Source organism: Novosphingobium sp. SG919 (assembly GCF_012932495.1).
Lineage (GTDB): Bacteria > Pseudomonadota > Alphaproteobacteria > Sphingomonadales > Sphingomonadaceae > Novosphingobium > Novosphingobium rhizosphaerae.
In genome coordinates, this window is record NZ_JABCNG010000001.1 from 1,340,471 (window position 1) to 1,367,455 (window position 26,985).

Annotated in this window: 22 protein-coding genes; 16 read left to right on the top strand and 6 right to left on the bottom strand. The window is 66.4% G+C overall.

What is annotated here, in order from left to right; all coding sequences use genetic code 11:
• Positions 1-2: 2 nt before the first annotated feature.
• Both FHT19_RS06025 and FHT19_RS06030 read left to right on the top strand, forming a co-directional pair.
• Entirely contained in the window at positions 3-1,133 is a 1,131-nt protein-coding gene (locus FHT19_RS06025; RefSeq protein WP_169474283.1) for an FAD-dependent monooxygenase, read from the top strand.
• Between the two features lie 163 nt (positions 1,134-1,296).
• Positions 1,297-2,367, top strand: coding sequence for a VOC family protein (locus FHT19_RS06030; protein WP_246865894.1), 1,071 nt, complete (start codon positions 1,297-1,299; stop codon positions 2,365-2,367).
• A 116-nt stretch (positions 2,368-2,483) separates the two neighbouring features.
• On the opposite strand, the gene FHT19_RS06035 is transcribed toward FHT19_RS06030, so the two are convergent.
• Positions 2,484-2,891, bottom strand: coding sequence for a VOC family protein (locus FHT19_RS06035; protein WP_169474284.1), 408 nt, complete (start codon positions 2,889-2,891; stop codon positions 2,484-2,486).
• Between the two features lie 5 nt (positions 2,892-2,896).
• Positions 2,897-4,048 carry an alpha/beta hydrolase gene (locus FHT19_RS06040; RefSeq protein ID WP_169474285.1) on the bottom strand — a complete coding sequence of 384 codons (1,152 nt, stop codon included), beginning with the start codon at positions 4,046-4,048 and terminating at the stop codon, positions 2,897-2,899.
• Between the two features lie 357 nt (positions 4,049-4,405).
• Here FHT19_RS06040 and FHT19_RS06045 point away from each other — a divergent pair, with 357 nt between their 5' ends.
• From FHT19_RS06045 to FHT19_RS06055, 3 genes are read left to right on the top strand one after another with little or no spacing between them, the layout of a single operon-like run.
• Positions 4,406-5,362 (top strand): fumarylacetoacetate hydrolase family protein, encoded by a 957-nt coding sequence (locus tag FHT19_RS06045; RefSeq protein WP_169474947.1) that lies wholly within the window; start codon positions 4,406-4,408, stop codon positions 5,360-5,362.
• The gene (locus tag FHT19_RS06050) at positions 5,359-5,892 is read left to right on the top strand and encodes a cupin domain-containing protein (RefSeq protein WP_169474286.1); all 534 of its coding nucleotides are present in this window, start codon (positions 5,359-5,361) and stop codon (positions 5,890-5,892) included. Before FHT19_RS06045 ends, FHT19_RS06050 begins: the two co-directional genes overlap by 4 nt.
• 11 nt (positions 5,893-5,903) lie before the next feature.
• Complete coding sequence (locus FHT19_RS06055; protein WP_169474287.1) at positions 5,904-6,656, top strand: SDR family oxidoreductase; 753 nt, start codon at positions 5,904-5,906, stop codon at positions 6,654-6,656.
• 4 nt (positions 6,657-6,660) lie between these two features.
• On the opposite strand, the gene FHT19_RS06060 is transcribed toward FHT19_RS06055, so the two are convergent.
• Genes FHT19_RS06060 through FHT19_RS06070 form a run of 3 tightly spaced genes read right to left on the bottom strand, consistent with a single transcriptional unit; the run spans position 6,661 to position 9,934 of the window.
• Entirely contained in the window at positions 6,661-7,302 is a 642-nt protein-coding gene (locus FHT19_RS06060; RefSeq protein ID WP_169474288.1) for a hypothetical protein, read from the bottom strand.
• A gap of 20 nt (positions 7,303-7,322) precedes the next feature.
• On the bottom strand, positions 7,323-7,901 hold the full coding sequence (locus tag FHT19_RS06065) for a TadE family protein (protein ID WP_169474289.1): 579 nt from the start codon (positions 7,899-7,901) through the stop codon (positions 7,323-7,325).
• Positions 7,902-7,921: 20 nt separating this feature from the next.
• Positions 7,922-9,934 carry a pilus assembly protein TadG-related protein gene (locus tag FHT19_RS06070; protein ID WP_169474290.1) on the bottom strand — a complete coding sequence of 671 codons (2,013 nt, stop codon included), beginning with the start codon at positions 9,932-9,934 and terminating at the stop codon, positions 7,922-7,924.
• A gap of 316 nt (positions 9,935-10,250) precedes the next feature.
• Here FHT19_RS06070 and FHT19_RS06075 point away from each other — a divergent pair, with 316 nt between their 5' ends.
• The 3 genes from FHT19_RS06075 (at position 10,251) to folE (ending at position 12,925) form a co-directional block, all read left to right on the top strand.
• Positions 10,251-10,580, top strand: a complete 330-nt coding sequence (locus tag FHT19_RS06075; protein ID WP_168554706.1) for a septum formation initiator family protein — start codon at positions 10,251-10,253, stop codon at positions 10,578-10,580.
• A gap of 79 nt (positions 10,581-10,659) precedes the next feature.
• Positions 10,660-12,252: a phospholipase D-like domain-containing protein gene (locus FHT19_RS06080; RefSeq protein WP_248290287.1), complete on the top strand. Its 1,593-nt coding sequence runs from the start codon at positions 10,660-10,662 to the stop codon at positions 12,250-12,252.
• A gap of 46 nt (positions 12,253-12,298) precedes the next feature.
• Positions 12,299-12,925, top strand: a complete 627-nt coding sequence (gene folE / locus FHT19_RS06085; protein ID WP_168554707.1) for a GTP cyclohydrolase I FolE — start codon at positions 12,299-12,301, stop codon at positions 12,923-12,925.
• Between the two features lie 52 nt (positions 12,926-12,977).
• Here folE and FHT19_RS06090 read toward each other — a convergent pair whose 3' ends face one another.
• Positions 12,978-13,457, bottom strand: coding sequence for a peroxiredoxin (locus FHT19_RS06090; RefSeq protein ID WP_168554708.1), 480 nt, complete (start codon positions 13,455-13,457; stop codon positions 12,978-12,980).
• 218 nt (positions 13,458-13,675) lie between these two features.
• Here FHT19_RS06090 and FHT19_RS06095 point away from each other — a divergent pair, with 218 nt between their 5' ends.
• From FHT19_RS06095 to addA, 8 genes are all read left to right on the top strand, one after another.
• Positions 13,676-14,200, top strand: coding sequence for an S-adenosyl-L-homocysteine hydrolase (locus FHT19_RS06095; protein ID WP_168554709.1), 525 nt, complete (start codon positions 13,676-13,678; stop codon positions 14,198-14,200).
• A 145-nt stretch (positions 14,201-14,345) separates the two neighbouring features.
• Complete coding sequence (gene ahcY, locus FHT19_RS06100) at positions 14,346-15,752, top strand: adenosylhomocysteinase (protein ID WP_169474291.1); 1,407 nt, start codon at positions 14,346-14,348, stop codon at positions 15,750-15,752.
• 145 nt (positions 15,753-15,897) lie between these two features.
• On the top strand, positions 15,898-18,258 hold the full coding sequence (locus FHT19_RS06105; protein ID WP_169474292.1) for a PAS domain-containing sensor histidine kinase: 2,361 nt from the start codon (positions 15,898-15,900) through the stop codon (positions 18,256-18,258).
• 58 nt (positions 18,259-18,316) lie between these two features.
• The gene (gene tsaE, locus FHT19_RS06110; protein WP_169474293.1) at positions 18,317-18,763 is read left to right on the top strand and encodes a tRNA (adenosine(37)-N6)-threonylcarbamoyltransferase complex ATPase subunit type 1 TsaE; all 447 of its coding nucleotides are present in this window, start codon (positions 18,317-18,319) and stop codon (positions 18,761-18,763) included.
• Positions 18,760-19,752: a phosphotransferase gene (locus FHT19_RS06115; protein ID WP_169474294.1), complete on the top strand. Its 993-nt coding sequence runs from the start codon at positions 18,760-18,762 to the stop codon at positions 19,750-19,752. Before tsaE ends, FHT19_RS06115 begins: the two co-directional genes overlap by 4 nt.
• Positions 19,749-20,483 (top strand): nucleotidyltransferase family protein, encoded by a 735-nt coding sequence (locus tag FHT19_RS06120; RefSeq protein ID WP_168554714.1) that lies wholly within the window; start codon positions 19,749-19,751, stop codon positions 20,481-20,483. The genes FHT19_RS06115 and FHT19_RS06120 overlap by 4 nt, the downstream gene beginning before the upstream one ends.
• 13 nt (positions 20,484-20,496) lie before the next feature.
• Entirely contained in the window at positions 20,497-23,505 is a 3,009-nt protein-coding gene (gene addB / locus FHT19_RS06125; protein ID WP_169474295.1) for a double-strand break repair protein AddB, read from the top strand.
• The gene (addA, locus tag FHT19_RS06130) at positions 23,475-26,954 is read left to right on the top strand and encodes a double-strand break repair helicase AddA (RefSeq protein WP_169474296.1); all 3,480 of its coding nucleotides are present in this window, start codon (positions 23,475-23,477) and stop codon (positions 26,952-26,954) included. Before addB ends, addA begins: the two co-directional genes overlap by 31 nt.
• Positions 26,955-26,985 lie beyond the last annotated feature (31 nt).

The following is a 26,985-nucleotide window of genomic DNA, read 5'->3' on the forward strand; positions in this document are numbered from 1 at the left end:
CCATGGCACAAGCACGGAAGATTTGCGTGATCGGCGGCGGCGTGGCGGGTCTTGCCGTCGCCATCGGCCTGCACCAGCGCGACATCGCGGTAGAGGTGGCAGAGCGCGACAAGGACTGGCGCGTCTATCACGTGGGCATCATCGTCCAGGCCAATTTCGTTCGCGCGCTCAATGCCCTGGGCGTGGGCGAGGCGGCGATGCAGGCCGGCTATGCCTATCGCGGCGCGCGCTTCCTCGACAGTACGGGCGTGGTCCTGGCCGAACTGCCGGGTGAAACCGCGGTCGATGGCCTGCCGTCGGACCTCGGCCTCACCCGCCCGGCGCTGCACAAGGTCTTGACCGACAAGGTGCGCGAACTGGGCATCCCGGTTAAGCTGGGGGTGACGTTCACATCGATCGAGGACGCCGGCGATCATGTCGACGTGGCGTTCAGCGACGGCAGCACGGGGCGCTATGACCTGGTCATCGGCGCCGATGGCAACTATTCGGCGGTGCGCGGGGTGCTGTGGCCCGAAGCCCGGCCGCAATACACCGGGCAGGGCGTGTGGCGCTACAACGTGCCGCGCCCGGCCGGCCTCGAATGGTCCGACATCTATATCGGCGATCCCAGGAACGGCTATAACGGCAAAGCCGGCTATTGCCCGCTTACGCCCACCGAAATGTACATCTTCGCGGTGGTGGAAGAACGCGGCAATCCGCGCTTTGCGCCGGAAACCCTGGCCGATGAACTGCGCAAGCGGCTGGCCGGCTATGGCGGGCTGCTGGGCGAGGCGGCGCGGCATGTCACCGATCCCAAGCTGGTGGTCTATCGCCCGCTCGAAGCCTGCATCATGCCCGATCCCTGGTACAAGGGCCGCGTGGTGTTAATCGGCGATGCGGCCCATTCGGCCACGCCGCACCTGGGCCAGGGCGCAGCCATGGCGGTGGAAGACGCGGTCGTGCTGGCCGAGGAACTGGCCGGCAAGGATACCGATGCGGCGCTGCGCGCCTTCATGGGCCGTCGTTTCGAGCGGGCCAGGCTGGTCGGCACCTCGTCGATCCAGCTGGGCGAATGGGAAATGCATCCCGAACAGGCCGGCGATCCGGTGGAAGTGACCGATCGCATTCGCCGGAAGCTGGCCGAACCGGTCTGATCCGGGTTGCCCAAAGGTGCGCGCGCTCTTTCCCGGCCTTCTCTCCCGTCCGGGGCGGGGCGCGCGTCCCCATCTGCAAAACAGATAGCGACCATCCTGTGCAATGCGTTTTCGCCCCGCGCCCCGCGCGATCATAACTCCCCTTCAAATGTGGGGAGAATCCATGACAATTCTGGGTGTCGAAAGCGTGGTGTTCGGGGTGGCGGATGTTGCCGAACACGCCCGGTTCTGGGCCGATTTCGGCCTGAGTGCGGAAAGCACCAGCGCGCAGGAGGTGGTGTTTCGCCTGCCTTCGGGCAGCCGCCTGATCGTGCTGGCGCATGGCGATGCGCGCCTGCCTTCGCCCGATCCATTTCCGGGAGACGGGCTGAAGGAAACCGTGTGGGGCGTGGATACCCCGGAAAACCTGGAGCGCATTGCAGCGAGCCTGGCGAGTGAAGTGGCGGTAACGCGCGACGCGGATGGCACCGTGCATTGCGTGTGCCCGGATGGCCAGCCGATCGCCCTGCGCGTCTGGGCCAAGCGGCCGGTCGTTTCCGAAGCCAGCCCGGTCAACACGCCGAGCAGTTATCCGCGCTTCAACCAGCACCGCATCTGGCGCCACAAGGCGATTCCCAAGACCATCAACCACGTGGTGTTCTTTTCGCCAGATTATGTCGGCAGCTTCGAATTCTACGAGCGCCACCTGGGCTTCCGCTATGTCGACCACACGCGCGGCACCGGCATCTTTGCCCGCGCCGCCGGCACGTTCGAGCATCACTCGATCTTCTGGGTGAACTGCGACCTGCCGATCGCCCCCGATCACTTCAAGTTCATGCACATCGCCTTTGGCATGGACGATATCGACGAAGTGATGCTGGGCGCCAACCTGATGGAAAAGAAGGGCTGGAAGAACCAGTCGATGAATTCGAGCGGCGGCATCTCGCGCCACCGCATCTCAAGCGCGATCTATTACTATTGCGATATGCCCGGCCATGCGGGCGAGGCGGAATACCACGCCGATACCGATTATCTCGACGACAACTGGGTGCCGCGCGCCTGGGATTTCCGCTTCGGTTCCTTGCTGTGGGCCAACAATGCCCCGCCGATCTTCCGTGGCGACAACATTCCCTGGGACATGCAGTTCGACGCCGACCGCAAGAGCTTCGAACCCTTTCGCAAAAGCAAGCCGGGCAAGTTGCCGGTCACCGGCAAGCTGGCCGAGATCACCCAGGACGACGAGCACGCGATCTGAATTTGGGGGAGGGCGCTTGCCGCCCTCCGACACGGTCAGGGCGAACGGGGCATGGAGATTTTCTCCGGTCCCGTTCGCCCTGAGCTTGTCCAAGCCTCTTGCGCGCCAGTCCCCCGTCAGTCTGCGGCTTCTTCCACGAATTCGATCAGGTTGCCCGCGCAATCGCGGATGAAGCAGCCCTTGCCGAACGCCTCGCGCACCACGAAAGCCACGTCGGCGCCCTTCTGTTCCATTTCCGCAAGAAACACCTCCAGATCGGGCACGCGAAAGGCCACGTGCTTGTTGCCGTGGGTTTTCACGTCACGCGGGGGATGGCGGCGGTCTTCGGGGAGCGGCGCGGCGCCTTCCACTTCGAAAATCTCGAACCGCAGCGGCCCCTTGCGCACCATGGCGGCGTGCGAGCGGGCCGCCTCGATATAGAAGCGGCGCTCAAGCTCGAAACCCAGGACGCGGCCATACCAGGCGATCGCCTCGTCCAGGCTTGGCACGGAAACGCCGCCGTGGTGAAAGGTGAAGTCAGCCATGGCCGTCAACCCATTTCAGCAAACGTCTGCGCGCACCAATCGGCGATGTAGTCGCGCATACCGGTGCCGTTGTCGGCGCCGCAATGCTCCACTTCGAAATCGGCCTTGGTGAACATGCGCAAGTGGCGCTTGGGGCTGTTGACCGCCTGGTCATAGGAAAGCTGCGCGTTGAACGCCGGGATCTGGCGGTCGTTTTCGCCATGGGTGATCAGGAACGGCACCTTGATCTTCTCTACCTGCCCATCAAGCGTGATCTGGTCGGCATAGTCGAGGAACGCGTCGCGATCGTCGAAGCCGAAGACCCATTGCACGTGGTCCCAATAGTGCGGCACGGGGTTTTCGCCCTCGTTCTTCACGCGCTCGCGCTGGCGCTGGCCCCATACGTGGTTGGCGCCCATCACCGCGCACAGCGCATAGCGGGGATCGTTGGCGGCGATGCGCGGCGCGTGATAGCCGCCGAACGAGAGGCCGAAAATGCCGATCTTGGAATGGATCACGTCGCTGCGCGTGAGCAGGTAATCGAATGCCGGGCTGCCCCAGCGTTCGGCGTCGAACACGGCGGGCAGGTTGCGCTTGCGGATCGCCTCGCCGGTGCCGGGCTGGTCCACGAACAGGGTGTTCATGCCGCGCTCCAGGTTCGACAGCCCATGGCCGGCCATGTTGACCTGTTCCTTCATGGAATCGAGGCCGTTGACCGAAACCAGCGTGGGGCGGGGCGTGCCGCTGCCGTCGTGCACGAAGATCGCGGTATAGGCGGTGCCTTCGTAGGGAATCTCGACCTTGTCGACATGCAGCCCGCGCAAGGCGCTGCCCTTGTGGTACAGGTCCAGGCCCTTGTCATAGGCTGCCCAGCGCGGGGCATAGTCGCGGCTCTGCATGCGTTCGGCAGCCAGGTAGTAACCGCTCGCGCGCAAGTACTTGGCCCCGGCTGAAAGGGTGAAACCTTCGGCCAGATCGGCATCGGCATTGTGCGTGACCTGGTCGGCAACGGCGATCCAGCTATCGAACAAGAGCGCCGATCCGGCGTCCGCCCCGGCCTTGGCGGCCTCGCGCACCGGGCGGCAGGCCTCGTCGATCTCGCCGTGGTTGCCGCCGCATACCAGCGCCAGGTTGGTCGCCAGGTTCCACACATAGTTGCCGGGGAAAGGCTCGAACATCGTTGTCTGTCCTTTGGAAAAATCAGTCTGGGGTGCAGCCGGCATCGCGGATGCGGCCCGCTCCCGTGATCGCGGCGCGCGCTTGGCAGGCGGGAGGCACGGCTTTGCGCGGCAGGCCCGACACCGGGGCCTTGAGGCCGCACCGGTGCCTGCCGGCACGCATTGTGGGCCGATGGGCCATGTGTAAAATCTCCCTGGCACTGCCGTTTTGCGGCGGTTTGGCATGGGGGGCAGGGCGCGACCATCGCATCTTGTCGATAGCTGCCTATCGACGCAAAGCCGTTGCCCGAAGCGCGGGCGGAAGGCATCACGCTGCCCGACATAATCTGGTTGTGACGATCTGGGAGAATGAACGGCATGCGTCTGGCAACGCTCGATGCGAGCGCGCAAACCGGCAAGCGCGACGGTGTGCTGGTGGTGGTTTCGCCCGATGGCGCGCGCTTTGCGCCAGCGCCCGTGGCCACTTTGCAGGAAGCGCTGGAAAATTGGGGCAGCGTGGCGCCGCGCCTGGCCGCGATTGGGGAATTTCCCGAAGCGCTTGATCCCGCCCGCCTGGCTGCCCCCTTGCCGCGCGCCTGGCAGTGGCTCGATGGCTCGGCCTTTGCCAGCCATGGTGACCTGATGGACAAGGTCCTGGGCGTGGTGCCGGAAAAAACCGGCAAGCCGTTGATGTACCAAGGCGTATCGGACTGGTTCTATGGCCCGAACCAAGACGTGCGTTTCCCCTCCGAAGAATTCGGCATCGATTTCGAGGGTGAGTTCGGGGTGATCGTCGATGCGGTGCCGATGGGCACCAGCGCTGCCGATGCCATGGCCCATATCAAGCTGGTGGTGCAGATCAACGACTGGTCGCTGCGCAAGCTGGCCGGCCCCGAAATGAAGACCGGGTTCGGCTGGGTCCAGGCCAAGCCGCCTTGCACGATGGCGCCCTTTGCCGTCACGCCCGACGAACTGGGCACGGCGTGGCACAATGGCAGGGTCTGCGCCGATCTGCTGGTCGACTGGAACGGCCAGCGCTTTGGCGCGGCGAATGGTGCACCGATGGGGCATGGCTTCCACGAACTGGTGGCCCATGCGGCGGCCACGCGCGATCTGGTGGCCGGCACGGTGATCGGTTCGGGCACCGTATCGAACGAAAACTTCCGCGAAGTGGGCTCATCGTGCATCGCCGAACGCCGCGGGATCGAGATCGTGGACGAAGGCGCGCCGCGCACCGATTTCATGAAATTCGGCGACAGCGTGCGCATGGAAGGGCGTTTGCCCGATGGGCGGAGCCCGTTTGGCGTGATCGAACAGAAAGTGGTGAAGGCATGAGCGAGGTGATTTCCGACAGCGAGCTGGTCTCTGATAGTGGTTTGCCGGCCGTGCAGCGCGTGGTGACCGGGCACGACGAAAACGGCCGCGCGGTGTTCAAGAGCGAGGATGTGAGCCCGACGAAGATGATCCCGTCGGGCGATGCGGCCATGCTGTTGATCTGGACCACCGCGACCGTGCCGGCCGACAACAACGACGAGACCGATGGCCGCGCGCGCGAAGCCGGGGTCACGCTGGAAGGTGGCTCGGTCATCCGCATCGTCGATATGCTGCCGGGCCAGGCCAGCCCGTTCCACCGCACCAATTCGATCGACTACGGCATCGTGCTGGACGGCGAGATCGAACTGGAACTGGATGATGGCGCCAAGACCACGATCCGCCAGGGCGGCATCATCGTGCAGCGCGGCACCAACCACTTGTGGCGCAACACCAGCGACAAGGTTTGCCGCATCGCGTTCGTGCTGATCGAGGCGCCCGCCTATCTGCACCAAGGCAAGCCGCTGGATGAAGACCGGCCAGAGCACAAGTGAGCGCTGCGCGAGTGAGCGACCCGTTCCGCCTGGATGGCAAGGTGGGGCTGGTGACCGGCTCCACCCGTGGCATCGGCCGCGCCATTGCCGAGGCGATGATCACGGCCGGTGCGCGGGTGACGATTTCCAGCGAGGATGCTGCTGATACTGCAGCCGTGGCGGCGGAACTGGGCATGCCCGGCGTGCCCTGCGATGTGACCGATGCCGCTGCGATCGAGCGCTTGGTGGAAGCCACCGCCGCACCCGATGGCGGGTTGGACATTGTGGTGTGCAACGCCGGGATCACCGGGCGGCCCGGCGGTTTTGCCGATATCGCCATGGACGATTACGACCGGGTGATGGCGATCAACCTGCGCAGCCAGGTGATGCTGGCCCGCGCCGCGCGGCCGCATCTGCGCGCCGGCGGCAGCCTCGTGCTGATTTCCAGCCTTTCGGCGCTGCGCGGCAATGGCGCAATCAGCGCCTATGCCCTGGCCAAGGCCGGGGTATCGCAACTGGCGCGCAACCTGGCGGTGGAATGGGGGCCGCATGGGCTGCGCTGCAACGCCATCGCCCCTGGCTTCATCGCCACCGAACTGTCGCGCCCCCTGCTGGAAAACCAAGCGTTCATGGCGCGGCGGATGCAGATGACCCCGCTGCGCCGCCCTGGGACGCCTGCCGAAGTGGCCGGCGCGGCGGTGTTCCTGGCATCGCCCGCAGCCGGTTTCATCACCGGGCAGACGCTGGTGGTGGATGGCGGCACGCTGATCACCGACGGCAGTTGAAGGCTCAGCAGGTTGCGGCCGTGACCGTGGGCGCCGGGTTGTAGATCTTCGTCAAGTCGCGATCGTCGCGGACATACATGGCCGCTTCCTTGCGGATGACGGTGGTCTTGAAGATCGTGCCGAAGAACAGCGGCTGATATTTGTATGCCACCTCCACGAACATGATCGCATAGGGGCTTTCCACGGTAATGACGTGGCCGGTCTGGCCCATGCCGGCAAACGAGGTGCCCGTGGCGCCCGTGCCTTGCACGCCATAGCGCGAGACATAGGCGGTGTTGCCCCAGCAGCGCTGCCACTGGATCCATTGTCCGCCCGAACTGTTGGTCTGCAGGCTGGAAAGGATCACGCGGCCATTGTCGGCGAAATCGAGATCGCCGACCGAGATGCTGGCGCCGGTGAACACCTGGTTGACATCGTATTCGCGGAACATCGGCGCGCCGCCAACCACCGATTGCTTGGCGCGCGACGCGTTGTCGGCCACCGCGATCGCCAACTGGTTGAGACGCACGTGGAGGATCGCGAGATTGACCATTTCCATCGATCCCAGCGACAGGACCATCAAGAACGGCAGGCTGACGCCCAGTTCCACCACGGTAACCGCGCTGGTATCGCGGCGCAGGCGTTGCAGCAGGCGCCCGATGGGCATGTGCCGGAGGGACAGGCGCTTCAGCATATCTTGGTGACCGTGCGGGTGGTTTGGGTGGCGAACGGCTGGTTGCGCATGATCGTGCTGGAGCTGGCATGCATCGTGGATGGCAGGCCCAGCATCGAGGAAAAGCCGAACAGCGGCGCGTAGCTGACGGTGACGGTGTAGACGACCACGTCGTTGGCGCCGCCCAGGCCGGTCGCGCCCATGTCGGAATCCCAAACGCCGTTGCCATTGGCATCGTTGAAGCATTCGCCCAGGTCGTACTGCCCGTTCTTGTTGGTGTCGGTGAAGTCTTCCGGTTGGCCGACATTGGTGAAATCGGAGTAGTTTTCACGGTTGAATGCGACCGTGGCCCAGGGGATCACATGGTGGATGCGCGCGGTCACCTGGCTGTCGATGGTGCTTGAGGTGGTCTGCGCGCTTTGCATCGACGAGGCGCGCCCGGCAGCGTTGATCGTGCCGACCAGGACCGTCTGCAGATAATAGGACATGCCCAGTTCGATCAGCACCGCCATGATCATCAGCAGCAGCGGTGCGGCCAGGGCGAATTCCAGCGCCGTTACCCCTTGCGCATCGCGCCGCAGCCGGCGGGCCATATGCACGAGCGCGCGCCGCATCACTTGTTCAACCGCAAGTCGGCCACCTGGCCGGCGATGTACTGGAACGTGGTGGTCAGCGTCGTGGTGTTCGAGGCGTAGAACGCCTTGTCGGTGGTGGTGGCGCAGCTTTGCATCGGGGTGGTGAGAGTCTGGCCAAAGCCGATCACCCAGATGGTGTAGCCCATGCTCTTGGCAAGGGTGCAGGCGGCGAGGAAGCGGTTGTTGTGATAGTTGACCAGGTTCGCAGCCGTGGTCGACGTCGGCGCGTCACGCCCATCATACTGCGTCACGCCCCAGGCGGTGTAGTTGGCCGGATAGTTTTCCATCGTGCCGTCGGTCATGAAGATGATGTGGCGGCTGACCGAGGGCAGATCGCCCGCGTTGACGTTGCTGGCAAAGATGCCGTTGGGATTGCCCAGCCGCGCGCCCCAGATCATGCCGATGTCGTGATAGGTGCCGCCGTTGGCCACCAGGCTGTTGACGTACGTGTTGAGCCAAGTGGGGACAGTGTTGGGCGCGGTGGTATCGACCGTGGTGAACAGGCTCATCGGCTGGGGGCAATAGCCGGTCTGGTTGGACATCGCCGTCGAGGTGTTGAGCGGCATGGAATAGCCGTTGAGATAGAATTCCAGGCTTTCCAGGTAGGGCTTCCATCGCGTGGCATCGTTGGTGGGCGCACTGGTGACGTCCATGTCATAGGCACCGCTGGGAATGGGCGACATCGAGAGCTGGTTGACGGTGTTGCGCTCTTCCAGGCAGCCGCTCCACGTGTAGTTCGTGGTGGTGATATTGCCCACCGTGCCCGTGGCCGAGGTGCCCGTGGCCAGGTCGCGCAGGTTGTAGTACGGATTGGAAGACGACGGCTGGACCGAAACGTAGCTGGCGCTCGACGGGTTGCTGCCGGTGTAGAGCGTGATCCCCGTGGCCAGCGCGGTGGCGCCAAAACCCTTGAAAGCCGACACGTTGACCGTGCTTTGCGTGTAGCGATAGGACGTGGCGAGATAGCGCGTCTGGTACGTGGTGGTCGTGACCGACTTGTTGCGCACGCAGGTGCCAAGGGCGGACGTGCCGCTGCCAGACTTTTTCGTCCACGAGTTAGAGGAATAGGTCGTCGTCGTCACATTCGACGGCGGGGTCCCGCTGGTCACCGGCGAACCCGCCGAACCGCTGGGATAAGTGTTGCTGCCATAATTGGTGCAGTTGGCCGACGTGATGTTGGAGCCGTAAGTCTCGGTCGTTACCGTGGGTGACCCGGTGGTACCGATGTACGTGGGCGACGTGCTGAACTGCACCAGCTTGGTGATATAGGGCGAACTGTCGACGAAATAGCTGCTTGGCATGGCGCCGGATGTCAGCAGGTTCGATGCGTTGACCGTCATGGCATAGGGCACGAAGCCGAAGCGGATGCGCGTGTTGGTCTTGTCGGTCACGGCGGTGGCGACGGTCGTGTAGAACGACTTGATCGCGTTGCGCAGGCCCACGATCTTGGAATCCGAGCCGCTGACGCAATTGCTGCCCGAGGTGTTGCAGGCCATCGAACCCGTCGTGTCGAGCACGAACATGACGTCGGCGTTGGCCATCTGCAATTCGGCGCTGCACTGCACGGACAGCGGGATGCTGGTATAGCCCATCAGCTTCATCAGCGTGGTGGGCATCGTCGTGCTGGCTGTGGCCGTGACGTGGCCGGTGGTGTCAGCCGTGCTGGTGAAAACGGCAGTCGAGCTGTCGGTGGCGTTTTCGTTGATGTTGAAATTGAACATCTTGTTGGCCTTGGCCTGCTCGGTCGAACCATAGGTTCCCGAAGCCGCCATGGCCTTGCGCCCGGCCAGCACGCCGGCGTCGCAGGCGTTTTGCAGGCTGGTCTTGGTGAGATAGGCGCGCGCCATGTCGGTGCCCAGGCCCGCCAGCGTGATCACCATGAACGCCGTGAGCGTCACGATCGCCAAGGCATTGCCGGCGCGATCGGCGGCCAGGCGGCCGAGGAAACCCGGCGCACGGCGTTTGTGGCCTTGGCCGCGAAGGAGTCCCAAGCGTTGACGCAACCACCCGAAACGCATGATCGAAACCCGAACCTTCCGTTGCCGTGGCGCATCCACGCACCACACCCCGGCTCGATCATGCATCGGCAAGTGCTGCCGACCGGTTAATGTCTCGCGAAATTTTCCAACGCATTGCTACGCAGTGGCGCGCGATCGGCAGGCGCCACGGCCGCTGTGGTGGTTAACGCGCCCTCTGCCAACGGCCTGGCGCAGGGATCATACGTATTGGCCGAATTGCCCGCATTTCTGCGGTTTTTCTGCCGCACCGCGCTTGCAATGGGCCGACAAATGTGATTCTCCTTGGATCATGAAGCGGCGTCGTCCCAATCTCAAGTTGCCCCGCAACAGCGTGACGGAGTCCCTGGCTCTGGTTGCGCTGCTGCTGATGGGTGCCTGGGCGGTGGCGGGGCCCAGCGGCCTGCTGGCGTGGAGCGAGAATGCCCATGTGCTGGAGCAGCGCCAGCACGAAGTGGCGCAATTGACGGCCGAGCGCGATCGCCTGCAAAACCGCGTCAACCTGCTCGATCCGCGCCACGCCGATCCTGACCTGGTGGGCGAACTGCTGCGGTCGGACCTCAACGTTGCGCATCCCGACGAACTGGTCATTCCGCGCCAGGAAGCCGTGCCGAACCAATAGGTTCAGACCCCGAAAAGAGCGCTGCAACAATCATTTTCGCACTGCGGAACCAGTGGGGCCTCCCGGCGTTTGCGCCGGTATGAATGCATCAGAGGGGCCAAGCGATCCCGCGCCCGGCACGCCACAGTCCATTCCCGCCGATATGGCCGATGGGGAGGGCAAGGGGGAAGGTAGCGTGGAGGAGGGCGTCTGGCGCTATGCCCGTGCCACGCGCGCCCACGCGGTGGTCGACGCGGCGGATTACTTTGCCCTGATGCGCGATGCGATGCTGGCAGCACGCCAGCGCATCCACCTGATCGGCTGGGATTTCGACACCCGTATCCTTATCGGCGATGGGCGGCGCTGGTGGAACCTGCCGCGCAAGCGCGTGGCGCCGGCCCGGCTAGGCGCCTTCGTGGTGTGGCTGGCCAACCGCCGCAAGGGGTTGGAAGTCCTGGTGCTGAAGTGGAATTTCGGCGCGCTCAAGGCCTTGCTGCGTGGATCGATGGTGTTCGACCTGATCCGCTGGTGGCGCCATCCACGCATCGGCTACAAGCTCGATTCCGCCCATCCGCTGGGGTGCAGCCACCATCAGAAGATCGCCGTCATCGATGATCGCTTTGCCGTGTGCGGCGGGATCGACATGGCCGGCGATCGCTGGGACACGCGCGCCCATCTCGACAATGATCCCCGGCGGCGGCGGCCGGGCGGCAAGCCCTATGGCCCCTGGCACGATTGCACCATGCTGTTGGAAGGGCCGGTGGCCGCCACGCTCGGCGAATTCGGGCGTACGCGCTGGCACCAGGCCGGTGGGCGTGCGCTGGAGCCATGTGCGCCCCAGGCCGAAAGCCCATGGCCCAACGGCATCATCGCGCAGTTCACCGATGTGGAAGTGGGCATCGCCCGCACGCGGTCTCCCTATGGCAACATTGCCGAGGTGCGCGAGGTCGAGGCGCTGTTCTGCCGTCAGATCGCCGCGGCACGCCAGTTCATCTACATCGAAAACCAGTACTTCGCCTCGCGCCGGGTAGCCGAGGCGCTGGCCGCGCGGCTGGAAGCGCCCGAGCCGCCCGAAGTGGTGCTGGTCATGCCCCAGGCCTCGGACGGATGGCTGGAACAGGCGGCGATGGACCTGGCGCGGGTGACGCTGTTCGAAGCGGTGAAAAGCCATGACGTGGCAGACCGCTTTTCGATCTGGCACCCGTTCACCAAGGGTGGCACGCCGATCTACGTGCATGCCAAGCTGATGATCGTGGATGACACCGTGCTGCGCATCGGTTCGGCCAACATGAACAATCGCTCGCTGGGGCTGGACAGCGAGTGCGACGTGTTCATCGATGCGGCGCGCCCTGGCAACGCCCACGCGCAGCCCGCCATCCGCGCGCTGCGGCATTCGTTGTTGGCAGAGCATTGCGGACTGGCGATAGAGCGGGTAGCGGCGGCCTTGGCCGATGCTGGCGGGATGGCCGCGCTGGCGGTTGAGTCGGCCAAGGGAGGCGGGCGGCACTTGCGGCCTTTCGCGCCCCGGCCATTGACCGAGGCCGAACTGGCCCTGGCCGATTCCGAAGCGCTCGATCCCGAGCGGCCCGAGGAGATGCTGGCGTTCTACCGCCGCGGGCGCCTGTGGCGCGGCGGCCTGGGCAGGCGGCTGGCGCATTTTCGGGCGCGGCACGGCGGCGCGGCAAAGCGTTGAGGCCTGGACGAACCAGGGCTGGCCACGAATTGAGGATAGCACGACCATGACCAACCTGCCCGGCTGCGGCCACGACCATGGGGACGACGAAGACACCGCGCGCGGCAAAGTGCCGGTGCCGCCCCACGTGCAAGCGGCCATCCGCACGCTGATCGAATGGGCAGGGGATGATCCCACGCGCGAAGGGCTGATCGACACGCCCAAGCGCGTGGCACGCGCCTGGCTGGAATATTGCCAGGGCTATACCGAAGACCCGTCGGTGCACCTGACGCGCACTTTTTCGGAAGTGGGCGGCTATGACGAGATCGTGGTGCTCAAGGACATTCCGTTCCAGTCGCACTGCGAGCACCACATGGCGCCGATCACCGGCAAGGCTTCGATCGCCTATCTGCCGCAGAACCGCGTGGTGGGCATTTCCAAGCTGGCGCGGGTGCTGCACGGCTATGCCCGCCGCTTGCAGATCCAGGAGCGGCTGACCGCCGAAGTGGCGCAGTGCATCTGGGACCATCTCCATCCCCAGGGCGTGGCCGTGGTGATCGAGGCGCAGCATGGTTGCATGACCGGGCGCGGCGTGCGCACGCCGGGCGTGGGCATGGTGACGAGCCGGCTGCTGGGCTGCTTCCTGGCAGATTCGCGCAGCCGCAAGGAAGTGATGAGCCTGATGGGCTATTGACGCCCGCCTTGGCGCCGGCCCCTCGCATGGCGAAGGGCCGGTACGCTTTGGATCAAAGCTGTTCGAGCAGGTATTCGGCCGAGCTGACCTTGAAATCGCCCGGCGCTTCGACGTGGAGCTGTTCGACCACGCCATCGTTGATGACGGCGGCAAAGCGCTGGCCACGCAGGCCCAGGCCAAAGCCGGTGCCATCCAGGGTAAGACCCAGCGCCTTGGCGAAATCGCCGTTGCCATCGGCCAGCATGGTCACGTCGGGCGAACCGGACGCCTGGCCCCAGGCCTTCATCACGAAGGGATCGTTGACCGCAGTGCAGGCGATCTCGTCGATGCCCTTGGCCTTGAGTTCTTCCGCCTTGTCGACATAGCCAGGCAGGTGGCGGGCCGAGCAGGTGGGTGTGAAGGCGCCCGGCACCGAGAACAGCGCCACGCGCTTGCCCTTGAAATAGTCTGCGGCCTGAACCGCTTCGGGGCCGTCCTGCGTGGCCTTGACCAGCTTCACATCGGGCAGGGTTTCGCCAACCGTGATCGTCATCCCCAAGTTCCTTTCATGTCGCGCGCGCCATCAGGGCGCGGCAGCCACGCGGGATATAGGAGGCGGGCAGGGCCGTGCAACCGCCGCGCGCGGCAAGACTGGTGAATTTTAGGGCGTGGTGAATTTCGCTTTACCGCGCCTGTTGAAGGCCGGGTAAAGTCTGCCTGTCAGATCTGCGTATGGGCAAATGGTGTGCGCATACCCAAGGAGTGGGGACCATGAGGTATCTCGCCAAGGGGTGCTGCGCCGCGTTGGCGTTGGCCGCCCAGATTGCCGCCTTTGTCGCCCCGGCTCACGCCGGTGCCTGCTGGACCGAGCGGACGATGCCCGCAGCGGCGCTGCGCCAGCTCGATGTCATGTTGATGGTCGGGTCTTTGCAATGCCGCACCGGCGCCGATGATTATCGTGCCGAATACGATCGCTTCCTGTCGCGCCATCGCGCCTATCTGGGCGGCGCCAACCACCGCATTCTCGACGAGTTTTCTGCGCGCCTGGGGCCGCTTGCGGCGATGGACGCGCTCGATCATGCCAGCGTGCGCATGGCCAACCACTATGGCATCCGCCGCACGTATGGCTGCCATGAACTCAAACTGGTTGCCGCCGCGCTGGCCAATGGCCCGGATGAAGAGCTTGATCATGCGGCCGATGTGCTGGTCGGCCCGGAACTGGAGGATGGCGGGTGCCCCGGTGCCGGCGTGGCCGTGGCCGCTGCCGCGCCGGTGGCGATCCCCGGCAATCGATAAGCGGCACTCGGTAGAAATGCCGATATAAAGACATCTTTATATTAACATTGCCCTGCGCACAGGGACCCGCTAAGAGCGGCCCATCAGCGGCCTGCCTCCTGGCGGGTCTTTTGCGTGAAAACGCCCATTTATACGGAGATGCCTCGTGGCCAGCGCGCTCGAAGCGAACAAGGACTATGTCATCGCCGATCTCGGCCTGGCCGATTTCGGCCGCGCGGAAATCGCCATTGCCGAAACCGAAATGCCCGGCCTGATGGCGCTGCGGCAGGAATTTGGCGCGGCGCAGCCCTTGAAGGGCGCGCGCATCACCGGCTCGCTGCACATGACGATCCAGACCGCCGTGCTGATCGAGACGCTGGTTGCCTTGGGCGCCGACGTGCGCTGGGCCACCTGCAACATCTTTTCGACGCAGGACCACGCCGCTGCCGCGATCGCCGCTGCCGGCATTCCGGTGTTCGCCGTGAAGGGCGAAAGCCTGGCCGATTACTGGGACTATGTCGGCCGCATCTTCGACTGGGGCGATGACACCGCCAACCTGATCCTGGACGATGGCGGCGATGCCACGATGTTTGCGCTGTGGGGCGCGCGCGTGGAAGCGGGCGAAGACCTGTTCGAACCCAGCAACGCCGAGGAAATCGAATTCTGCCGCGCGCTCAAGGCCTTCCTCAAGGGCAAGCCCGGCTACCTGACGCAGAGCGTGAAGGCCATCAAGGGCGTTTCGGAAGAAACCACCACCGGCGTGCACCGCCTGTATCAGATCGCCAAGGACGGCAAGCTGCCGTTCCCTGCGATCAACGTGAACGATTCCGTCACCAAGTCGAAGTTCGACAACCTCTATGGCTGCAAGGAATCGCTGGTCGACGCGATCCGCCGCGCCACCGACGTGATGCTCGCCGGCAAGGTCGCTTGCGTCGCCGGCTTTGGCGACGTGGGCAAGGGTTCGGCCGCCTCGCTGCGCAACGGCGGCGCGCGCGTGATGGTCACCGAAGTCGATCCGATCTGCGCGCTGCAGGCGGCGATGGAAGGCTATGAAGTGGTGACGATGGAAGAAGCCGTCACCCGCGCCGACATCTTCGTGACCGCCACCGGCAACGAAGACGTGATCACCGCCGAGCACATGAAGGCGATGAAGCCGATGAGCATCGTGTGCAACATCGGCCACTTCGACAGCGAAATCCAGATTTCGGCCCTGTCGAACTACAAGTGGAACGAAGTGAAGCCGGGCACCGACCTGGTCGAATTCCCCGATGGCAAGCAGATCATCATCCTGGCCAAGGGCCGCCTGGTCAACCTGGGCTGCGCCACCGGCCACCCCAGCTTCGTGATGAGCGCCAGCTTCACCAACCAGACGCTGGCCCAGATCGAGCTGTTCACCAAGAGCGAGCAGTACAAGAACGACGTCTATGTGCTGCCCAAGCACCTGGACGAAAAGGTGGCCGCGCTGCACCTGGAAAAGCTGGGCGTGAAGCTGACCAAGCTGAGCGAAAAGCAGGCCAGCTATATCGGCGTGACCCCGCAGGGTCCGTTCAAGCCGGATCACTATCGCTACTGATCGGCCGATTTGCGGTTTTGGTTGCAAGCGCCCTGCATCCCCAGTGGATGCAGGGCGTTTTGCTGCGCGGTGATTGCGCGGGATCGGGCGAAATTGACGGGCTTCCCGGTTGTATTTCGGCCGGTTGCGGCCTAGCCATGGGGCGATGCTGTCCCATTCGCCCGCTGGTGTTGCCGTGACCGTTGCCGTGGCGCTGCTGCTGGCAGGCTGGACTCTGGCCGCGGGCTGGGCGGTGTTGGCCGCAAGGGCACGCATGGCCCGCGCGCAAGGCGCTGAGCGGCTGGCCCGCAAGCTGACCCGTATGGTCGATGAAGCGCCGGCACTGCCCCTGCTGGTGCGGGCCGATGGACGGATCGAGGGGGCTTCGCGCCTGGCTGGATGGATGGGCCTGGACGCGATGCCCGGTTACCTGACCGAGCTGGACGGCGGGGAGGATGGGCGCGGCCTCGATCCCGAAAGCCTCGCCGCACTGACCGAGGCGGTGCGCCATACCCAGAAGACCGGCGCGCCGCTGTCGCTCTCGGTGGTGCCGCGCGGGGGCGTGACCGCGCTGACCGTGCGCGGCAGCCTGGCCGATCCGCAGATCGCGCCGGGCGGTGCGGCCCTGCTGTGGTTCTTCGACGCAACCGAAAGCGTTGCGGAAATCCGCGCGCTGCGGGCCGAGGCAGAGCAGGCCCATGCCGATTTTTCGGGCCTGGCCGGCCTGATCGAGGCAGCGCCCCTGCCGATGTGGTTTCGCGACGCGGCTATGCGCCTGCGCCTGGTCAACACCGCCTATGTCCGCGCGGTGGGCGCGGCCAGCGCGGCCGAAGTGGTGGACAACGGCATCGAACTGGTCGAGCCGGTGGAGGGCCTGAGCGCCGCGCACATCGCCGCCGATGTCTTTGCCCAGCGCCGTCCGACCGAGCGCGTGGTTTCCGCCACGGTCAACGGCCAGCGCCGCACCCTGCGCGTCAGCGACTTGCCCATCGCGGGCGAGGGTGTGGCCGGCTATGCCGTGGATATCGAGCAGATGGAGGAATTGACCCGCCAGTTCCGCCGTTTCCGCGATGCCCAGCGGCAAATGCTCGATACGCTCTCGGCCGCGATCGCGCAGTTCGATGCGGGCCGAAATCTCGTCTTTGCCAACCAGCCGTTCCTGCGCATCTTTGGCATCAGCCCGAACTGGGTGAACGACACGCCGCCCTTCGACCGCGTGCTCGACCGCCTGCGCGATGGCGGAAAACTGCCCGAAGTGCGCGATTTTCCCGAATGGCGGCGCGAGCGGCAGGCTTGGTTCCTGGCGCGCGAACCGCGCGAGGAACCCTGGCACCTGCACGATGGCACGCATCTGCGCGTGGTGGGCCAGCCGATGCCAGATGGCGGGCTGCTGCTGATCTTCGAGGATCAGACCGAGCAGTTGCAGCTTTCGGCCACGCGCGACACCCTGCTGCGCACGCGCACCGCCACGTTCGACAACCTGTTCGAATCGCTCGCCGTGTTCGGGCCGGACAGCCGCCTGCAATTGTGGAACCGCCGCTTCACCCACGATTGGGGTCTGGACGAGGAATTCCTCGGCACCCATCCGCGCGCCGACCTGCTGCTCACGCGGCTGGCCGGATCGCTCAAGCGGCCCGCGCAAGTGGGCACGATCGGGCAGGTGATCCAGGCTGCCACGCTGGAACGCAAGCAGACCAGCGGGCGCCTGGCGCTGGCCGATGGGCGCCATCTGGAATTTGCCGGTGTGCCGCTGCCCGATGGCAACGGTCTTTTGACGGTGCTGGACATCACGGATTCGCAAAAGGCCGAATCCGCGCTGCGCGAACGCAATGCTGCCCTGATCGAGGCAGACGCGGTGAAAACGCGTTTCATCGCCAACATGAGCTATGAATTCCGCAATCCGCTCAACTCCATCGGCGGCTTTGCCGAAATGCTGCAAAGCGGGCTGGCTGGCGAATTGACCCCTCAGGCGCGCGACTATGTGGCGGCGATCCTCTCCTCGGTGGAGCGGCTGGGCGAGCAGATCGAGAACGTGCTCGACCTATCGCAAAGCGAGGCGGGCATGCTGCCGCTGGCGCGCGACCCGGTGGACGTCTTCCCCCTGCTGGCCGACGTGGTGCGCGAGCGGGCGGACAAGATCAGTGCGGCGGGTCTGGCGCTCGATCTGCGGGGCAGCCAGGCGGTGGGCAAAGTGACCGGGGACGTGCGCCGGTTGCGCCGCGTGTTCGGGCAGTTGATCGACAATGCCATTGCCGCCACGCCCACCGGCGGGCGCATCCTGGTCGAATGCACGCGGCGCGCGCACGATCTGCGCGTGGTGATTTCCGACAACGGCCGGGGCATGGATGCCGCCGCGCTCGCCCGGGCGATGGAAGGGCTGAAAATGGCTGCCGATGGCCGCACGGCCGAACGGCGCCAGGGCCTGGGCCTGCCGCTGGTGCGCCAGTTGATCGACGCGCATGGCGGCCAGTTCGAATTGCTGTCAGAACCCGGCGCCGGCACCAGCGCCATCGTGACTTTGCCTTGATTTCTTCGCCACCTGCGGACTTGATCCGGGGGCCCGCTTCTCTTTATCGCCACGCCCGATGACCATCATTCCGCTTCCCGACATTGCCGCCACCCAGGCCCTGGCCACCCGCATCGCCGCGCGATTGCGCCCCGGAGACGTTCTCGCCCTGGAAGGCACGCTGGGCGTGGGCAAGACCACACTGGCGCGCGAATTGCTGCGCGCGCTGGGGCACGAGGGCGAGGTGCCATCGCCCAGCTTCACCATCATCGAAACCTATGATCCGCCAGCGGTTCGCCTGCCCGTGGTCCACGCCGATTTCTATCGCCTGGAAGACCCGGCAGAGGCCGAGGAAATCGGGCTGGACGATTATCGCCATGGCGCGGTGCTGATCGCCGAATGGCCCGATCATGCCGGCGGTTTCGGGCACGAGGCCGATTGCCTGACGCTGCGCCTGGAAATCGCGGAAAACGGGCGGCAGGCCATTGTCTTGCCCGGCAAGGGATGGTTAGAGCGGCTGCCATGACCAGCAATCTTCCTGCCGGAATCGATGCGTTCCTGGCCCGCGCGGGCTGGGCAGGCGCCCAAATCGAACCCTTGCCGGGCGATGCCTCGTTCCGCCGCTATTTCCGCGTGCGGCGTGGCGACGAGGCCGCCATGCTGATGCACGCGCCGCCGCCGCAGGAAGACCCGCAGCCATTCCTGCGCGCCGCCCGCTGGCTCGACGGCAATGGACTGCGCGCGCCGCAGATCCTGGCCGAGGAAGCGGGCGAGGGCTGGGTCTTGCTGGAAGACTTTGGCGACACGCGCATGCGCGAATATGTCGATGCCTGGCCGCAGGACGAAGACACCGTCTATCGCGCCGCGATCGACACGCTGGTGCAACTGGCCAAGCTGCCCGCCGGGCCGTTCACCGCCTATGGCATGGCTGAATACTTGCGCGAAGTGCGCCTGTTCATCGATTGGTTCTGCCCGGCGCGCGGCCTCTATGTCGATGGCGCGGGCTGGCAGGCGGCGTGGGAACAAGTGCTGGCGCCGCTTCTGCCGGCGCAGCGCCCGGGGGTGACCGTGCTGCGCGATTATCATGCGGAAAACATCATGCTTCTGGGCGGGCTGGATGCGCAGGGCCTGCTCGATTTCCAGGACGCGTTGACCGGGCATCCGGCATATGACCTCGTTTCCTTGTTGCAGGACGCGCGGCGCGAGGTTTCGCCCGAACTGGAAGCGCGCATGTTCGATTACTATGTGCACAAGGCCCAGCCGCAGGGCGATTTCCTGGCTGACTATGCGCGGCTGGGTGCGCAGCGCAACACCAAGATCGTGGGCATTTTCGTGCGCCTGTGGAAGCGCGACGGCAAGCCGCGCTATCTCGATTATATCCCGCGCGTGTGGGCCATGCTGGAACGCGATCTGGCGCATCCCGCGCTCGCCCCGGTGGCGGCGTGGTTCGATGCCAATATTCCGGCCGACTTGCGCGATCCGGCCGGGCGCCTGGGCGGGAGCTTTGCCGTATGAGCCGCGATCCCCGCAAACCGCTGGTGTCCGACACCGCGATGGTGTTGGCCGCCGGGATCGGCAAGCGCATGCGCCCGCTCACCGTTACCCGGCCCAAGCCGCTGGTGCGCGTGGCGGGCAAGGCGTTGATCGACCACGCGCTCGACAAGCTGGCCGAAGCCGGCGTGACCCGCGCCGTGGTCAACGTGCATTACCTGGCGGACCAGCTGGAAGCCCATGTCCTGGCGCGCGAGGTGCCCAAGGTGCAGGTTTCCGACGAGCGCGAGACGCTGCTGGAAACCGGGGGCGGGCTGGTCAAGGCGCTGCCGCTGATCGACCGTGACACCTTCTTCTGCCTCAACAGCGACAACATCTGGCTCGATGGCCCGCGCAACGCCTTTGCCGCGCTCAGCGATTTCTGGGACGAGAGTCGGATGGACGCGCTGCTGCTGCTGGTCAGCCATGCCCAGGCGTTCAACTACACCGGCATGGGTGATTTCCACATCGACCAGATGGGCGTGATCTCCCGCCGCAAGCCCGCGCGCGTCGCGCCCTATATCTTCACCGGCATCCAGATCGTGTCGCGGCGCCTGCTGCGCGATGCGCCCGAAGGCAGCTTTTCCACCGGCCGCCTGTGGGACCGTGCGATTGCCGAAGGACGGCTCTATGGTTTGCCGCACACCGGCCTGTGGTATGAAGTGGGCGCGCCCGAGATGATCGCCCCCACGCAAGAAGCGTTGACGCATTTCTGATGGCCAGCATCGGATGACCGCGAAGACCCGGCCCAGCGTTTACAGCATCGCCGCACACCGGGGCTTTGCCGACGCACTGGTGGCCGGGCTGATACCCCGCTATCGCGAAGACACGTTCGGATTGGCGCGGCTGACACTGCTGTTGCCCAGCCAGCGTGCGGTGCGGGGCCTGACCGAGGCGTTCATTCGCGCGTCGGGCGGCGGCTTGCTGCTGCCGCGCATGGCGGTGGTGGGCGATCTCGATCTGGACGAGACGCTGGGCGCACTGCTCGATCCGCTGGGCGGCGGGGCAGTGGCGCCGCCGGCCTGCGATCCGGTGCTGCGGCTGTTGCGGATCGCAGAGATTTTGCGCGAGGAATTGGCCGCGCTGGGCATCGAGCGGGGCGAGGCCGGCCTCTTGCGCCAGGCGCGCAGCCTGGCGCAGTCGCTCGATCGCCTGGCGGCGGAGGAAGTGGCGCCCGAGCAGTTGTTGACCATCGACATGCTGCCCGAACTGGCCGAGCACTGGCAGGACAGCCTGCGCCTGTTCGCCCGGGTGCAGGTGCGCTGGCAGTTCGAACTGGACGAGCGCGGGCAGGTGGATGCCCCGGTGCGCCGCAACCTGCTGCTGGCCCATGCCGCGCAGAGCTGGCGTGCCAATCCGCCGCCCGGCCCGGTGATTGCCGCTGGCGTGACCTCCGCCGCGCCGGCGATCGCGCGCTTGCTGCGCACGGTGGCCGATCTGCCGCAAGGCGCGGTGGTGCTGCCTGATCTCGATCTGGCGCTGGAAGCCGAGGTGTGGGATGCGCTGGGCCAGGCCGGTGCCAGCGAGGAGCCGGGCGGCCCGCCGTTCGGCCGGGGCGACCAGGTCACCCATCCGCAGTATCACTTGAAGCTGTTGCTGCACCGCATGGGCCTGGCGCGCGAGGAAGTGCGGCCGTGGCATCGCGCGGGGATCGCGGCGGCCCCTCCGGCGCGCAGTCGGGCGATTTCCAATCTGTTCCTGCCGCCCGAGGCGAGCACGGCCTGGGTCAAGTTGCCGGCGGCGGACCGGCGTCTTGCCGGCGTGCGCCTGATGCACAGCGCGCATCCCGAAGAGGAGGCGCAGGCGATTGCCGTGCTGGTGCGCGAAGGGCTGGCCGTGCCGGAGCGGCGCGTGGCGGTGGTCACGCCCGATCGCGCCCTGGCGCAGCGCGTGATTGCGCATCTCGGCCGCTGGAACATTGCGGCGGACGATACCGCCGGCCGCCCGCTGCCGCAGACCGTGGCCGGGCGCCTGCTGCTGCAACTCGCGCAGGCCTGGGCCGAACGCGCCGCGCCGGTTGCGCTGCTGGCGCTGTTGGGCCATCCGCTGGTCATGGCGGGGGAGCCGCGCGCGGGCTGGCTGGAACGCGTGCGCCAGCTTGATTTCGTGCTGCGCGGGCCGCGACCGGGGCCTGGGCTGGAGCCGATCCGCGATGCGGTGCGCGCGAAGGAAAAGCGCTTTCCCGGTCTTTCCGCCTGGTGGGACGAGGTAGAACTGTTGCTCGCCCCGCTGCTGGCCGGGCACGATGCCCTGCCGCTGGCCGCCACGCTCACTTTGCTGGCCGAGATGGCCGAGGCGTTGTGTGGGCCCGCACTCTGGGCCAATGCCGATGGCCGCTGCCTGGCGCAGTTTGTGGAACAATGGCGCGATGCGGCGGCGCAGGCCGGAGAGCAGACAGGCGGATTGCCGGTCGATCCCGCGCAAGTGCCCGCCCTGCTGCGCGACGCGATGGACGAGGTTTCGGTGCGCCCACCTTATGGCGGCCATCCGCGCCTGGCGATCTATGGCCTGCTCGAAGCGCGGATGAGCCGGGCGGACCTGGTGATCTGCGCCGGCATGACCGAGGGGACATGGCCCGCCGCGCCCGCGCCCGATCCGCTGCTGGCGCCAGCGGTCTTGCGCACATTGGGCATTCCCGGCGCCGATTTCCGCATTGGTCTGGCTGCGCACGACCTCGCGGCGATGCTCGGCGCGCCCGAAGTGGTCCTGAGCTTTGCCGAGCGGGATGCGGCGGGGCCGGCGATCCCCTCGCGCTTTCTGCTGCGCATCCGCGCGATGCTGGGCGAAGACGGCGTGGTCTGGGAACAGGAAGCGGTGAACCTGGCCCAGGCGCTCGACGCCGCGCCGCAGGCGCCCGCCTATCCGCGCCCGCGCCCGATGCCATCGCCGCAGCAGCGCCGGGTGGACATTGCCGTGACCGCGCTCGACCGCCTGCGGTCAGACCCCTATCAGTTCTATGCCTCCGCCATCCTGGGCCTCAGGAGCCTGGACCCGCGCGATGCCGATCCCACCCCGGCCTGGCGCGGTACAGCGGTGCACGAAATTCTGGAAGAGTGGCACAAGATTGGGGCACCTCCGGGTGAACTGGTGCCCCTGGCCGAGCGCAAGCTGGCCGAAATGAGCGCGCACCCGTTCATGCGCAGCCTGTGGCGCCCGCGCCTGACCGCCGCGCTGGCCTGGATCGAGGCGGAGCAGGAGCGCTTGCTCGACGAAGGCCGCGCGGTCGCCGCGTTCGAATGCTGGGGCGATACGACCGTCGATGGCATCCGCATTTTCGGCCGCGCCGACCGGATCGACCGCTTGCCCGATGGCACGCTGGCCGTGGTCGATTACAAGACCGGCACGCCGCCATCGGGGCGCATGGTGCAGGAAGGCTTTGCCCTGCAACTGGGGCTAATCGGCCTGATCGCGCAAGCCGGTGGCTTCAAGGACAAGCAGGGCCGCGTGACCGTGGAGGGCGAGCCGACCAGGTTCGAATACTGGTCCCTGGCGCGCAACCGCGAGCGCGGCTTTGGCTATTGCGAAGAGCCGATCCTGGAGGGGCGCAAGAAATCGGGCATCCCGCGCGAGGATTTCCTGCCCGAGACCCGCCGCTTCCTGGCCGAGGCTATTGCCCGCTGGATTTTGGGCAACGAGCCTTTTGTAGCGCGGCTGAACCCCGATCTGCCCAGCTATGCCGATTACGACCAGTTGATGCGGCTGGAAGAATGGCAGGGGCGGGGAGGGAACGCCGAGTGAGCAAGGTCTATCCCCTGCAAGGCAACCAGGCCCGCGCCGTAGCGCCGCACCGCACGGTGTGGCTGTCGGCCTCGGCAGGCACCGGCAAGACCCAGGTGCTATCGGCGCGCGTGCTGCGGCTCTTGCTGCAGGACGGGGTGGAGCCGGAGAACATCCTCTGCCTCACGTTCACCAAGGCGGGCGCTGCGGAAATGGCCACCCGCGTCAACGATGTCTTGGCGCGCTGGGTGCGGCTCGATGATCTGGCGCTGTTCCGCGAACTGGAGGCGATCGGCGCCGACGGCCGGCCCGAAACGCTGGAGCGGGCACGCAGCCGCTTTGCCGCCGTGCTCGATTGCCCGGGCGGGGGCCTGCGGATCGAGACGATCCACGCCTTTTCGCAATGGCTGCTGTCGGCCTTTCCGGTGGAATCCGGCCTTCTGCCCGGCACCCGCGCGATGGAAGACCGCGACCGCGAACTGCTGGTGCGCGAAGTTCTGGCGCAGATGCTGGTGGAGGCTGAAGAAAGCGGCGAGGAACGCCTGCTCGATGCCCTGGCCGACATGGCGCTGCGCATGGACCAGGGCGCGGTCATCGGCTTCCTGCTGCGCTGCGCCAAGGCGATAGACCTGTGGCAGGAGCCCGGCGCCTGGCGCCCGCCGCTGCGCCCGCGCATCAACCAGCTGCTGGGCTTGGCCGCCGATGAAGACGGCAGCGGCGTGGCAGAACTCTGTGCCGACGACGCGTTCGATATCGGCTCTGTCCGCCGCTGCATGGCCGCCAACGCGGCCTGGAATACCAAGAGCGGCATCGATGCCGCCAACATGATGGGCGATTGGCTGGCGGCCAACCCGCAGGCGCGCCTCGCCGGACTGGACGACTTTGCCAAGCTGTTCATGACCGCCAAGGGCGAGGCCAAATCCGCCCGCAATCTCGACAAGCACGAGCCGGCCTATGGCGAATACCAGGCCCGCGTGATCGCCGGGCTTGCCGCCGTGCGCGACCGCATCGCGCTGGTGAACCTTGCCGCGCTGCTCGATCCTGCGCTCACCGTGGGGCGCCGCTTTGCCTTGGCCTGGGAAGCCGCCAAGGCGCGCGAGGGCTTCATCGATTTCGACGACCAGATCCGCACCGCCGCCGCGCTTTTGACCGAGCGGACGACGGCGGACTGGATCCGCTACAAGCTCGATCGCCGGTTCGACCATGTCCTGGTGGACGAAGCGCAGGACACCAACGAGGCGCAATGGCGCATCGTGCTCGACGGGCTGGTGCAGGACTTTTTCTCCGGCCAGGGGCAAAGCCAGCGCGACCCGCGCACGCTGTTCGTGGTGGGCGATTACAAGCAGGCGATCTTCCGCTTCCAGGGCACCAGCCCCGAAAACTTTGCCAAGGCGCGAGGCCGCGTCCAGCGCGAACTGGCCGGCCTTGCCCAGGCGATGGACGAGCCGGAGCGCGAATTGCTCTCGCTGGGGCTGGGGCAATCCTATCGCACCGCCATGCCGATCCTGGCGTTTGTCGATCGCGCGATTGCCGCCATTGGCCCCGATCGCTTTGGCCTGCCCGAAGCGCCCGAGCCGCATGTGGGCGACCTGCGCCCCGGCCTGGTGCGGCTGTGGCGCCCGGTGGGCGATCTTTCGGGAGCCGAGGACGATCTGCCCGAAGCCGGCGACGAGGGCGGCGAAAACTGGCTGTCGCGCCCCGATCGAGACCTGGCCGACCGGTTGGCGCGGCAGGTGCGCGAATGGCTGGATACCGGTTTCCCGTTGCACAAGGGCAAGCCGCGCAATGCCCGCGCCGGCGACGTGATGATCCTGGTGCGCAAGCGCAAGGATCTGGCCGGGCTGATCGTGGCGCGGCTGCACGCACGCGGGGTGCCGGTGGCAGGGGTGGACCGCTTGCGCCTGGGCGCGCCGCTGGCGGTGAAGGACCTGATGGCGGCGCTGCGGTTCTGCGCACAGCCGCTCGACGATCTCAATCTGGCCAACCTGCTGGTTTCGCCGCTGATCGGGTGGAGCCAGGAAGACCTGCTTGCGCGTGGCTATCGCAAGGATGGCGTGCGGCTGTGGACGCACTTGCTGCACAGCCGGGAGCCCGGCACCGTGCAGACGGTGGAGCAATTGCTCGACCTGTTGCGCCGTGCCGATTACGAGCCGCCCGCGCCATTGCTGCACTGGCTACTGGTGGGGCCATGGGCCGCGCGGTTCAAGCTGGTGGCGCGGCTGGGGCGCGAGGCGAACGACCCGATCGATGAACTGCTCAATGCCGCCATGGCCTATGCGAGCGGGCAGGTGCCGAGCCTGGTCGGCTTCCTGCAATGGTTCGACAGCGGCGATGGCGAGTTGAAGCGCGAGGCGGGGCAGGCCGCCGATCTGGTGCGGGTGATGACCGTGCATGGATCGAAAGGCCTGCAGGCGCCCATCGTGATCCTGGCCGATGCCGCCGACGATCCCGATGCGTCGATGGCGCGCGGCGCCGAACTGGTGGAGCAGGGGCCGGGCCAACGCCCGCGCACCGTGCCGCTGCCGGCCTTGCGCAAGGAAGAAAAGGGCGCGCCGATCCGCGCGGCGGAGGAAAAGGCGGCGCTGGAAGAGCGGGCCGAGCATTGGCGCCTGCTCTATGTGGCGCTCACCCGCGCGGAAGAGGCGCTGTTCATTGCCGGGGCCTGGCCGCCCTCGCGCAAGGAATTGCCGGGCGACAGCTGGTATGCGCGGTTGGCGCCGCTGTTCGGCGAAGAGGAGGGCTGGGCGCCCGATCCGATATGGGATGGTGCGCGCGATATCGGCGCGCTGGGGGCGCCGGTGGCCGATGTCGGCCGCGCCGCGCAAACCGTGGCTTTGCCGCTGCTGCCGCCGTGGCTGACCACGGCGATCGGACCCGAACCGCGTCCGCCGCGCCCGCTGGCGCCGTCCTCTCTGGGCGAGGACGAGGCCCCTGATCCGCCGACACGGCCCGGACCTGGCGCGATGCAGGCGGCGCGACGCGGCACCCTGATTCACAAGCTGATCGAGCGATTGCCCGCCGCGGCGCATGGCGAACGCGCGGAAGCCGCGCTGGCCTGGCTGGCACGGCAAGGGGCGGAATTCGATGTCGCCGCGCACGAAGAGATGTTGCGCGCCGCGCTGGCCGTGCTCGACCATCCCGATTGGCAGGCCGTGTTCGGCCCTGGCTCGCTGGCCGAGGTGCCGCTGGCTGCGGTGGTGGAAGGGCGCGTGGTTTCCGGCACGATCGACCGCTTGCTGATCACGCCAACCCAAGTGCTGATCGTGGATTTCAAGACCGCGCGGCGCCCGCCGGAGTCGTTGGCCCAGGTGCCGTTGGCCTATCTGCGCCAGATGGCCGCCTATGCCGCCGCGCTCGCCGCGATCCACCCCGATCGCGCGGTGGAAGCCGCGCTGCTTTATACCCACGCGCCGCACCTGATCGCCATTCCGCCGCAGGTTCTGGCGCTGCACCGCCCGCAGCCGGCATAGCTTTGCAAGGGACCAGCGCAGCAAACCTTTC